This window comes from Winogradskyella damuponensis (assembly GCF_039538385.1).
In the GTDB taxonomy this organism is placed as follows: domain Bacteria; phylum Bacteroidota; class Bacteroidia; order Flavobacteriales; family Flavobacteriaceae; genus Winogradskyella; species Winogradskyella damuponensis.
The window spans coordinates 90,389-104,496 of the sequence record NZ_BAABCB010000015.1 but is presented as its reverse complement, the minus strand read 5'-3'; the positions used below and the strand labels follow the sequence as shown (position 1 = coordinate 104,496).

The following is a 14,108-nucleotide window of genomic DNA, read 5'->3' as shown; positions in this document are numbered from 1 at the left end:
AAAAAAATAATTTAAACAATTGTCATTCATCCAATTAAACAAGTAACTTACCTTAAAAAATCCCCAATACTGGGGATTTTTAATTACTTTTTCTTCACCTAAATTGCTTTCAATTAAATTTTGCTCATTTTGCTAGGGCATATTTCTCAAAATATTGCAATGAAATTAAAGTATACCCTAACCATCTTTATTTGTTTAATTAGTATTATTCCTTTCTATGCTCAACAAATAACCACAGACGATTCACTACCCTTAGAGCAACTTATTCAACAAAACTTAGGACAAAATTGTGTTGAAATTTCAAATATTTCAACCAATGTAAACGGAGGTTTAAATGGCATCAATAGTTATGGCTATTTTGAACGTAGCAATTCTAGTTTTCCATTTGAAAATGGCATCTTATTAACTACAGGAAATGTAAATTCCGCAGGAAATGTACTTAATACAAACCCCTTAAATGAAGGAGATGAATCTTGGGGAACTGACACTGATTTAGAAAATGCCTTAGGTATAAATGAAACCTTAAATGCGACTTCTGTACAATTTAACTTTGTGTCTGTCGCTAATCAAATTCAGTTCAATTATATTTTAGCGTCCGAAGAGTACCAACAAGAATATCCTTGTTTTTATTCTGATGGATTTGCTTTTTTAATAAAAGAAGCGGGTTCTTCTGATCCATTTACAAATATTGCTGTAATTCCTGGCACCTCAATACCTGTAAATACCAACACCATACATCCTATAATTCCGGGATCTTGTGCTGCCGAAAACGAAACCTTTTTTGAAGGCTACAACGTTGGAGATACAAATTATAACGGTCGTACAGTTGTACTTTCTGCTACTGCTACAATTCTACCAAATGTAGAGTATGAAATAAAACTTATTATAGCAGATCAAGATGATCAAAATTTTGATTCAGCAGTGTTTATTGAAGGGAATAGTTTTAATGCCAATGTAAATTTAGGTCCTGATATTAGCACTTGTGGAGATTCTGTAACTTTAAATGGTGATATTCAAAACTCACAAGCCACATATCAATGGTTTCAAAATAATATTCCTATAACAGGTGAAAACGATCCTATTTTACAAGCGGTTTCTTCAGGAACTTACAAAGTTGAAATTACCATTCAGCTCAATGAAACCTCTTGTGTTATTGAAGATACAGTAGAAATTACACTAGATTCTGAACAGGCTTCAACTCAAATTTCAGATTATATTCTTTGTGATGATAATGGTGATGGTATAGAAAATTTTGATCTCACTACAAAAAACAATGAGGTACTAGCATCTGTACCTCCATCCAACTATGATATAAGCTATCATTATACACTTGAAGATTCTGAAAATGGTGTCACCCCAATTATTGGCACAATACAAAATACAACTTCACCTCAAGCTATTTTTGTCCTCATAGAAGATACAATAAACGGATGTTTGGCTTTTTCTACATTTAATCTTGTTGTCAATGAAAAACCCGAATATGTAGAACCAGATACCATAATAGCCTGTGCAGATCCCACATTAGATGGCTATACGTTTGTGGATTTGAACATTGCAAATGATCAGATTTTAAATGGTGCAAATGATTTATACATTTCTTATCATTACTCCCAACCCGAAGCAGATTTAGGTTATAACCCTATTCTTTCACCTTATGCAAATTTTAACACAAATCAAACTCTATATGTTAGAATTTACAATGCAGAAACAGGTTGTTATTCTACAACATCAATTGCTATAGAATTTCAAGATAGTCCACCGATTAACTTAAACGATCAGTGGATTAACGCTTGTGAGCAAGACGAAGATGGCTTTGAAGATTTTGATTTAACTAGTGTTATCGATAATGTTTTACAAGGAGTTACAGGCTTAGATGTTAGTTACCACACCACGTTTTACGATGCTCACAACAATTTAAACCCAATACCTGATCCTGAAAACTATCAAAATACAACACCTGTTTTTCAATTAATTTATATACGTGTTTTAGATCCTACCACAGGTTGTTATACGGTTACCAATCTTGAATTGCATGCTAATATTATTCAAACAGGGATATCCAATGAAGCCGTTATAGTTTGTGATGACGAATCTAATGATGGTATCGCTGATTTTGACCTAAATGACGTTGAAACAGATCTTGCTGATGGCTATGACGAATTTGAAATCACCTTTTTTGAAACTGAAAATGACAGAGAAAATGCTATAAATGTTTTAAATAAAACCGTCCCTTTTAATGTTACAGATAATGGCACAATAATATATGCAACTGTTGTAGACGGCGAGTGTATAGAATATGTAGATGTTGTACTACAAATTTCTCCAGCAATAGTTTTAACACCTCAAAGTACAGATTATTGTGATGAAGACAATGATGGGTTTACCACTTTAATTATGGAAACTTTTAATAGTGTTGCTGCTCAAGGTGTACCTGCTGTAAATGTAAAATATTATATTACAGAGGAAGACGCTATAAACAATGAAAATATACTTCCTAATTATTATTACAACACATCTAATCCGCAATTATTTCATATAAGAGTTACCAATTCACAAACAGGATGCTATGACATTTCTACCTTAGAAGTCAATGTTGTTAGTGCTCCAACTATCATGTACCCTGAGTCTATAATTGTTTGCGACGACGATAACGATGGTATTTCTACCGTAGATTTAGTTTCTAAAATACCAGAAATCACAAGCACAACGGCTGGTTTTAACATTACATTTTACAATGATTATAGTTTTGCAATTGCAGGAGAAAATGAAATTGCTAATCCTGCCAATTACACAACCTCAACAGAGTACATTTATGCAAGAGTAGAAAATGAAACAACAGGCTGTTATAGTCTTTCAGGATTTTATGTCTACATTAATACGATACCACAATTTATACCAATTACAAATTTCGAAAATTGCGAAGCAGATATTAGTGGTGTTGCTGACTTTTATTTTTATTTAAAAGATGCTGAAATACTAAACGGACAACCCAACAAACAAGTCTTATATTTTGAAACGGAGGCTGATGCTATTGCAGGTATTAATGCTATTGATAAATATTCCGTTTACCAAAATACTACTAGCGCTCAAATTATATATGTTAGAGTAGAAAACTTATCCGATCCAGATTGTTTTGGCACTTCTTCATTTCAGTTAGAAGTGGGATCAATTCCTATTTTTAATCCTGCTGAAACAATTACCCTTTGTGATGATATTAGTAATGATGGTTTTGTAACCGTTGATCTTAATGAAACCATTGCAGAAATGATAGCGAATAGTCCAGAAACTTTAACTATTACATTTCACCCTTCAGAATTTGACGCAAATAACAATCTTAATGCAGTGCCTTTAATTTATACCAATTCTACAAACCCACAACAGCTTTTTGCTAGAGTAGATAATGGCAATTATTGTAAAGGAATTAATGCTTTTGAAATTAATATCATTTCTGCTCCTGTTGTATATCCTTCAACACCTATTGAACGTTGTGACGATAACCATGATGGGATTTTAACTTGGGATATTACAATTGCAGAAGAAGACATATTAGATGTAAGACAAGATAATATAGTCGTTTCTTATTTTGAAACTATTGAAGATTTAGAAGCCGATTTAAATCCTATTTTAGATCCTGAAAACTATACCAATATCACAAATCCGCAAACTGTTTATATAAAAGTAAATAACACTATTAGCAACTGTTTTGTAACTGTTCCTTTAGACTTAATTATTAATTTACCGCCACCAATTAATGACTTTGAAATCGTTGAAATATGTGATAATCCCACGTCTAGTTTTGACTTACTATCAGTAAACCATATGATTGTAGATGATACAACAGATATTGTATTTAGCTATCATAATACAAATGCAGACGCTATTGCGAATATAAACCCAATAGACACTAATTATATATATACGGCAGCATCTCATAATATTGTTGTACGATTAGCTTACAGTACAACCGGTTGTTACATTACTTATCCTTTTGATCTTGTGATTAACCCATTACCTATCGCAAATCAACCTAATGATATTGAAACTTGTGATGACACTTCTAACGACACCTTTGAAGTTTTTAATTTAACTGCACAAAACAGTACAATTCTTCAAGGGCAAAACTCAACTGTATTTATAGTCAGTTACCATAATTCTATAGAAGATGCTGAAAATGGAGAAAACGCATTACCAGAAGATTACAATGCTCAAAACAATGAAACCATTTTTGCTAGAGTCACAAACATAGATACAGGATGTTTTTCTATAACCAATTTTAATGCCATCGTATATCCTGCTCCTTCAAGTGCAACTCCAATAACTATTTGCGACACAAATTATGATGGTATAAACACCTTTAATCTTACAACGGCAGAATCTGATTTATTTCCCACAATACCAAGTAACATTTCAATTTCTTATTTTGAAACACTAGACGATTTAGAAGCAAACACAAATCAAATTTCGTCTCCAACAAATTACACCAACCTCAGCAATCCACAAACCTTATACATTAGAGTTTTTAACAATGCTGCTAATTGCTACACAACAGTTCCATTAGAAATAAACACTAATTTACCACCACCAATCAATGATTTTGAAGTGTTTGAAATTTGCGATAACCCAACAAATAATTTTGACCTCTCTGAAGTAGAATTCGCCATTATAAATCCTGAAACGCAAGCCTTACTTTCATATTTTGAAACTTATAATAATGCAGAAAACAATACGAGTCCATTAGCTACAAACTACACATTCCAAAGCATAAACGACAATATTTTTATTCGTGTAGAAGATCCTATTACAGGTTGTTTTTATGTTTATGACTTTATCCTTCAGGTTAATCCACTTCCTATTGCTAATCAACCCAACGACATTGAAGCTTGTGATGACGACTCTAATGATGGGCTAGCTTCTTTTGATCTGGAATTGCAAACCAATACTGTTTTAGGAACGCAAAACTCTAATGATTTTACAGTAACCTACCACCTTAATACTGAAAATGCAGAAAGTGGTGATAATGCTATAGGACCTTTATATACAGGATTAAATGAACAATTAATTATTGTAAGAATTGAAAATAATGAAACAGGTTGCTTTAGTTTAACTGATTTTACTTTAATTGTAAATCCACATCCTAATATACCAGAACCACTTATAGCCTGCGACAATAATTATGATGCTGTGACAACTTTTGATTTAACACTGGCTGAAACTGATTTATTTTCAACATCAAACCCTGATAATAATATCTCTTATTTTAAAACATTTGACGATTTACAAACTGATAGCAACCCTATTTTAAATCCTGAAAATTATTCTAACATTAGCAATCCACAAACCGTTTTTATAAAAACCTACAATACAACAGCCCTTTGCTACACTTATGTTCCTCTAGAATTAAATGTAAATCTGCCACCAGCAACTAATGCTATCAATGTATTTGACATTTGTGAAAACGACACTAACAGTTTCGACTTAACCACTCTAAATCAAGAGATTTCAAACAACAATTTTAATGTGCTTTTTAGTTATTTCGCTTCTGAAATTGACGCTAATGCTAATGAAAATGAATTAGACACTAATTATAGTTATACAAGTACAAATGATACTATATATGCGCGTGTAGAATTCAGCACCACACATTGTTTTTATGTTTTCCCAATTGAGCTACGTGTAAACCCACTACCTATAGCCAATCAACCACCAAATCTCACTACATGTGACGATGATTTTGATGGACATTTTAATTTCAATTTAAACCAACAAACAGCCATTATTTTAGGCAATCAAAATTCAAATAATTACAGTATTACTTATTATAACAATACTGTAGATGCCGAAGAAGGACTAAATTATATCAACAGCGCATCTTATAATGGGTATAACAACGAAATTATCACAGCTCGCATAGAAAACAATTTAACAGGCTGTTATAGTTTTATTGATTTTTCATTAATTGTAAACCGCAAACCTTATGTCAATATTCCAGATCAGGTTGTTTGTATAGACAACTTACCTTTAACGGTTTCTGCAGAAACGTCTAATACCACTGACACCTATTTATGGTCTACAAACCAAACAAGTCCTGAAATTGAAATCACAGAAATTGGCACCTATTCTGTTACTGTAACTTCAGAATATAACTGTCAAACAACAAGTGTTTTTAATGTTATTGAATCTGAATCAGCAACAATAGAACTTGCTGAAACTGTTGACTTTTCAGACCCAAATAATATTACAATAACCATTACAGGGATTGGTAATTACCTTTATATTTTAGACGACGGCCTCCCTCAAGAGTCTAATGTTTTTGAAAATGTGGCTTTAGGGTATCATACGGTAACCATAATTGATTTAAATGGTTGTGCAGAAGTAACTAAAGAAGTGGTCGTTGTAGATGCTCCTCCATTTTTTACTCCTAATGGTGATGCACAAAATCCAACCTGGCATATTGTTGGTATTGAAACTTTGCCAGGAAGTATTATTTATATCTTTGACCGTTATGGCAAACTCTTAAAACAACTGAGCTCTCATACTCAAGGTTGGGATGGCACATATAATGGTTACAATATGCCTGCCAGTGATTATTGGTTTTTAGCAGAAATAAAACAAGGTAATGTTGCTTTTGAAGTGAAAGGTCATTTTACATTACGTCGTTAAGTTACGACCTTTAACACCTTTTTTTAATCCCAATAAAAGTTAGTTACTTATCTTCGCTGTCCCTTAAATTAAAAATGAAGCAAATAATCCTTTTAATTGCCTTATTGGTATCTTTATTTACGTATTCTCAAAACATTACGATAGATAGCCAAACCTATACGCCTCAACAACTTGTAGAGGATATTTTAATTGATAGTGATTGTATAGATAATGTTACTGTAACTAATGTTGTTGGGGGCGATTTTGGTGGAGCAGATCAAAGCTATGGCTATTTTGATGCCACAGGTTCTACTTTTCCTTTTCAAAGCGGTATAGTTTTAAGTACAGGAAGATTAAATAATGTCCCAGGGCCAAATAATAATTTAAGTGATGATGATGCACCAAATTGGAATGGAGATGCTGACTTAGAAAATGCACTGAATGAATCTGGAACAATAAACGCTACCATTTTAGAATTTGAATTTACGTCTGTGGCTTCACAAATTAGCTTCAGATATATTTTTGCTTCTGAAGAATATCAAGAAAACAATGCTAATACCTGTCAATATTCAGATTTATTTGGGTTTTTAATTCGTCCTGACGATAACCAAACCCCTTATGAAAATATTGCTTTAGTACCAAATACAGACATTCCTGTAAAAGTAACAACGGTTTCTCCGGGAGTTCCTGGTAGCTGTCCTCCTGAAAACGAGACCTTTTTTGGTAGTTTTAACGGAGCTGACTCACCTATAAACTTTAATGGCCAGACTGCGATTTTAACAGCAACTGCAAATGTAGTACCCAATGAAACATATCACGTTAAATTAGTAATTGCAGACGAAAATAACTACAGATATGACTCTGTTGTTTTTTTAGAAGCTAGTAGTTTTGAATTGTCTTCCGATATTGGACCAAACCGACTTATTGCTACTGAAAACGCTCTTTGCGAAGGCGAAACATTAGAATTAAACGCTTATCAAAATGGGCAAAACACTTATGATTGGTATAAAGATAACGTACTAGTACAAGGTGGTTCTCTTATTTGTGGCACATGTGGTACTTATACTGTTACAGAGGCAGGAACTTATACTGTAGAAGTAACGCTAGCTAATGGTTGTATTGCTTATGGAGAAGTAATAATAGAATATGCTTCATTACCTATTGAATCTGATGCTATTTTAATTGAATGTGATTTAAATCAAGATGGTATAACCACTTATAATTTATTTAATGCTTCTAACGATTTAACTAACGGAGACCAAGAGGTTTATGTGGATAGCTTTTTCTTATCAGAAACTGATGCTATTGCAAACATAAATGCAATTGCAAATCCTGAAACATTTGAAAACACCTCCCCTTTCCAAACCGTTTATGCACGAATTGTTAATCGATCTAATTGTTTTAATATCTCAGAGTTAGAATTACAAACGTCAAATAATATTTTAACTATTCCAGATTTACAAGGTTGTGACGGCGATGTTACAGATGGTTTTACAACTTTTGATTTATCTGAAATTGAAGCTTCTATTTTAGATCAAATTCCGGTTGATTCTAATGTAACCTATTACGAAACCGAAGAAGATGCGTTTAATGAAACCAATGCGCTTTCTAATACATTTGAAAATAGTATAGCAAATTCTCAAACTATTTATGTAAAAGTGAGTACTAACAATCAATGTTTTAGTATTTCTACAGTAAATCTTAATATACTTTATACACCTTTATTAGAGGCTGATGAAACACATATTTATTGTATAGATTCTTCAGAACCTTTAACTATATATGGAGGTGTTCTTAATGATTTACCTAATAATTATTATTACGAATGGCAGTTTAATGGTACTGTTACAGATATAAACACCTCATTTTACAACCTTACAGAACCTGGCAATTATACTGTAATTGTTACAGATCCAAACGGTTGCTCTTCTAGTAGAACAATAACCGTATTACCCTCAGAATCCGCAACTATTGAAGGAATTAGTGTTACTGGTGTTGCTCCCAATAATACAGTTACAATTACTGTTTCTGGTACAGGTGATTATGAAATAGCTTTAGATGATCCTAATGGATTTTATCAAGATAACTTTGTCTTTACTAATGTTTCTCAAGGTTTTCACACCGTTTATATTAAAGATAAAAATGGTTGTGATGCTATTGAAGCAACTATTTCAGTCTTAGGGTTCCCTAAATTCTTCACACCAAATGGAGATGATGACAATCCTACTTGGCAAGTTATAGGCACGGATGCACAATTCAATCAAATAACATCAATTCAAATTTTTAATCGCTATGGCAAATTAATTACGCAACAAAATGCAATGACCGCTGGTTGGGATGGAACTCTAAATGGCGAACCACTCCCAAGTGACGATTATTGGTTTATTGCCAATTTTATAGATGGCAAAACTTACACTGGTCATTTTACATTAAAAAGATAATTATATTAACCGAGGCTTAACAATAAAAACGTATTACTAATCTATTTTTACCGCTTAAAATAACGAAATGAATAACCGATTTTTTCTACTTACAATTACCCTATTAATTAACGCGCACCTTTTATATAGTTCTAATAATTCTATTATCGATATAGATTGTCCGGCGCCAATAATAAATACATTTAATCCTTCTAGTGGACCTGTAAATACAGAAATTACACTAAATGGAAGTAATTTTACTACGACAACAACAGTAGACTTTAATGGTGTTAATGCTCCTTTTTCAATACTAAGTGATACTCAAATTTCAGTTTTTGTTCCTTCTGGAATTTCTAATACGTCTGATATAACGCTTACAACTTCTGGAGGATGTAATACAACAACCTCCTCTAATTTTACCTTAATTAATTCTGATTGCACTTCTGCTGATGAGATTTATATCTCAGAGGTTTATGATTCTGACGGAGGAAGTTATGGTGTTATAGAACTCTACAATCCAACCAATACAGCCGTAAGTTTAAATTCTATTTACGAAGTGCAACGTTTTGGAGATATTGGTAATGTTGCTCCAAGTGCTACAATCCCACTAGAAGGTTCTATTGCGCCTCTTAGTACTTATATTATCGAAATGGGTGGTACAGGCAATACGTGTAGTGGCTTAACTGCTGGTACATCTGTAGCTGCTGGTATTAATGAAGATGATGAAATTAAATTACTAAAAAACGGAGCTATCATAGATGTCATGCATACAGATGATGAAGTAGGCTATACTTTTATTAGAAATGCAGATGCATCTGCTCCAAGTACAACATTTAACCTTAACGAATGGTTATTATTAGAGGTTGAAGAGTGCTCAAATTTAGGATCGCACACTGCAGATGCGAGTTCTACTCCAAATATTACACAACCTAATAATCAGGACATTTGCGAAAATGGTACAGCAACTTTTTCTGTAGCTGTAAATACAGGCTCATATACTTACCAATGGCTAGTTCTTAACGCTTCAGGAAACTGGGTAAATGTCAATAATGACAGTAATTATTCTGGTGCAACTACCAACACCCTAACCATTACTAATGCGCCTACTAGTTTTAATGGTCTTCAATATTACTGTTTACTATCATCTGTAAGTTGTAACCTTGTTTCAGATGCGGCTCAACTTGAGGTTTCAAATCCTGAAGTAGATACTTTGCCAAACCAAACTGTATGCTCTAATTATACATTACCTGAGTTAACTAACGGAAATTACTATACAGGACCTAACGGTACAGGAACTCAGCTTAATGCCGGAGATATTATAACCTCTTTCCAAACCATTTATATTTTTAACACATCTGGCACTGCTCCTAATACCTGCCAAAATGAATCTAGCTTCACCGTTTCTATTAGTGGAAACCCATTAGTAAGTGTATTAGCAGACCAAACGGTTTGCTCTGAATATGTGCTACCAAGTATTACTAATGGAAATTATTTTACCGCTGTTAATGGTAATGGTACAGCTTTAAATGAGGGAGATATCATATCGACATCACAAACAATTTATATTTATAATGAAGTTGGAGTTGCTCCTAATATTTGTACTAACGAAAGTAGTTTTGATATTAATGTTACTGGCACGCCAAATGTAGACACCCTTTCTGATGTGTCTATTTGTTCTGAATTTATTTTACCAAACCTTACAGATGGCAGCTATTTTACAGGAACCAATGGCACAGGAACACAACTTAGTGCTGGCGCTATTATTTCAACCTCACAAACCATTTACATTTTTAATGAAATTGGTACAGCTCCAGATACTTGTAATAACGAAAGCAGCTTTAATGTTACAATTTATCCTTCTACAGATTTTACTTTAACGGATTCGAATATTGACATCAATGAAGATTCAATAACGATAACCATGACTGACACAACAATAAATTACGAATACGCCATTGATGGTTCTAGTTTTCAAAGTGAAAATACATTTACAAATATTTCTGAAGGCACTCACACCTTATATGTGCAAGATTCTAATGGTTGTATTATTAAGTCCATCGATTTTAACATTGCTGCATTAGTAGATGAACCAATTATACCAAATGGTTTTTCACCTAATAATGACAACAAGAATGATTGGTTTAACATTCAAGGACTATATGATGTCTACACCAACCATAAGTTGGAAATCTATAACCGATACGGTACTTTAGTTTTTGAAGGCAACAATACTAAAAAATGGTTCGGAACAGCAAACAAAGGCTTAATGCATACAGATAAAGTACTACCTGTAGGCACTTACTTCTACGTATTATATTTAAATGAGCCTAATACAAGTTCTAAACCTTATACAGGTTGGGTGTACCTCAATAAATAAATCAATTATTTTTTCAACGTTTAATTTGAAGTAATGACGCGCATTAATTTATTAATTCACTATACCTACGTCTTAAGTTTATTTTTTATAACGAACGCTTATGCCATAATGGCTAGCGATGCTATAACAGATAATAACTTTTGTCCTGCTCCAATAATTAATACATTTACACCTTCTAGTGGACCGGAAAACACATTGATTACAATTAGTGGTAGTAATTTTAATGCTACTGCTTCGGTTTCTATCGATGGTGTTAACACTACATTCACCATTATAAATGACAATCAAATTACTGCTATTATACCTGCTGGTATAAGCGATACTTCTAGCATTTCAATTGTAAGTAATGGAGGTTGCACTGGGACATCTGCTGCAGATTTTACGTTGATAACTTCAGATTGTGAACCTGCCGATATTTATATTTCAGAAATATTTGATGCCAATAGCGGTGACTATGCAGTTATAGAACTTTATAATCCTACAAACACTCCTGTGGTTTTAGATAATATTTATGTCATAGAACGCTATGGTGATGTAGGAAACCCAACACCTAATAATGTTTTTAATAACATTACCGGAACAATTCCACCACTAGATACATTTATCATTCAAATGGGAAGCGGCAATGATTGTTCTCCTCTAGATGTAGATTTCAATATTCCTACAGGGATTAATGATAATGATGAATTCAAACTCTTTAAAAACGGAAATCTTATTGATATTGTAAACGCACCTGACGAAAGAGGTTATACTATTGTTAGAAACGCAGATGCACCACTACCTCAAACGACATATGATAGTAGTGATTGGTCTATTCAATCTAGTGAAAATTGTTCGGATTTAGGATCACATACAGCAGATCCAATTACAAATAACATACCAAATATTATTGACCCAATAACCCAAACCATTTGTGAGAATGGTTCTGTAACGTTTACGACATCTTTAAATAATAGCATATTCCAATACCAATGGAAAGTTCTTGATACTTCTGGAAATTGGATAAACGTTCCTAATGCTAGTCCATATTCTGACCCACAAAACAGCTGGTTGGATATCACTAATGCTCCTTTAAATTTTAATGGAAATCAATACTATTGCGAAGTCATCTACGACTCTTGTTCTTTAATTACAAATGTAGCTCAATTAATTATTGATAGTCCAGCTGTAGATACGCTTTCAAACCAGATTACATGCTCAGGTTATACCTTACCTGCACTAACTAATGGTAACTATTTTACAGGCACTTATGGCACTGGAACACAACTTAATGTAGGTGATATCATTTCAACAAATCAAACCATTTACATTTATAACGAAATAGGAACAGCACCAAATACGTGCTCTAATGAAAGTAGTTTTGAAGTGACTATTACAGGAGCACCTGATGTAGATACCATTGCTAATCAAGCTGTATGTTCAGATTATACATTACCAACATTAACTGATGGTAATTATTTTACGGGCACTAATGGCACAGGAACACAACTCTATGCTGGTGATACCATCTCAACAACGCAAACCATCTACATCTATAACGAAACAGGAACAGCTCCCGATATTTGTTCAAATGAAAGTAGTTTTGAAGTTACAGTGAGTGGAACTCCTAATGTAGATACGCTTTCTAATCAATCAGAGTGTGGTTCATATACCTTACCAACACTTACTAATGGCAACTACTACACAGGACCAAACGGTACAGGTACACCTCTAAATGCGGGAGATACTATTTCAACCTCACAAACCATCTATATCTATGTTGAAATTGGTACAGCCCCAGACACTTGTAATAACGAAAGTAGTTTTGATGTTACTATTACTGGTGCACCAAATGTAGATACGCTTGCTAACCAAACTATATGTTCTGAATTTATATTACCAGCACTAAACAATGGTAACTATTTTACAGGAACAAATGGTACAGGAACGCAACTCAATGCTGGAGATATTATTACAAATTCACAAACCTTATACATTTATAACGAAATAGGCACAGCGCCAAATACTTGCTCTAACGAAAGTAGTTTTGATATTACTATTAATGATGCTGTAGATTTTACTTTAGATGATTTTAATATTATCATAAATGAAGAAACACTTACTGTAAACATGACAGATGCATCTATAGATTACGAATACGCAATAGATGACAACGATTTTCAAATATCTAATATCTTTAATAACCTTACAACTGGTTTACACCTGTTATATGTTCAAGACCGTAACGGTTGTGTTTTAAAAACACTCTCTTTTGAAATTGAAGTAGATCTTTTCATTCCTATGTTTTTCACTCCTAATAATGATGGTGATTATGATTATTGGACCGTTATTGACAGAAACCGCATTGTAAAAGAAATACTTATTTTTAATAGATACGGTAAACTTATCAAACAATTAATCCCTTCACAATATTCTTGGGATGGCTATTACAATGGAGAACTGCTAGAATCCAATGATTTCTGGTATTTAATTACATTAAAAAATGGTAAAGAGCTTAGAGGGCATTTTGCTTTAAAACATTAAAGCGTATTACAAGTACCTCTGCTATAAAAAAAGTATCCATATTTAATAATCTATAAAACGGACTTCTGAGTTTAAATCTTGAAGTCCGTTTTATTTTAACGCAATTGTAACGCGCTTCACAATTAAATTATAAGCGCTTTATCGTAACT

4 protein-coding genes are annotated in these 14,108 nt (G+C 33.0%); all 4 read left to right on the top strand.

All coding sequences use genetic code 11. The annotated features are described in order from the left end of the window. The first annotated feature begins 159 nt into the window (after window positions 1–159). The 4 genes from ABD730_RS06260 to ABD730_RS06245 all read left to right on the top strand — a co-directional run bounded on the left by ABD730_RS06260 (window position 160) and on the right by ABD730_RS06245 (window position 13,959). Window positions 160–6,660 (top strand): choice-of-anchor L domain-containing protein, encoded by a 6,501-nt coding sequence (locus tag ABD730_RS06260; protein WP_344713348.1) that lies wholly within the window; start codon window positions 160–162, stop codon window positions 6,658–6,660. 74 nt (window positions 6,661–6,734) lie between these two features. After that, the gene (locus tag ABD730_RS06255) at window positions 6,735–9,080 is read left to right on the top strand and encodes a choice-of-anchor L domain-containing protein (protein WP_344713346.1); all 2,346 of its coding nucleotides are present in this window, start codon (window positions 6,735–6,737) and stop codon (window positions 9,078–9,080) included. Window positions 9,081–9,147: 67 nt separating this feature from the next. Further along, window positions 9,148–11,436: a T9SS type B sorting domain-containing protein gene (locus tag ABD730_RS06250; RefSeq protein WP_344713344.1), complete on the top strand. Its 2,289-nt coding sequence runs from the start codon at window positions 9,148–9,150 to the stop codon at window positions 11,434–11,436. Between the two features lie 33 nt (window positions 11,437–11,469). Further along, window positions 11,470–13,959 (top strand): T9SS type B sorting domain-containing protein, encoded by a 2,490-nt coding sequence (locus ABD730_RS06245; RefSeq protein WP_344713342.1) that lies wholly within the window; start codon window positions 11,470–11,472, stop codon window positions 13,957–13,959. Window positions 13,960–14,108: the final 149 nt, after the last annotated feature.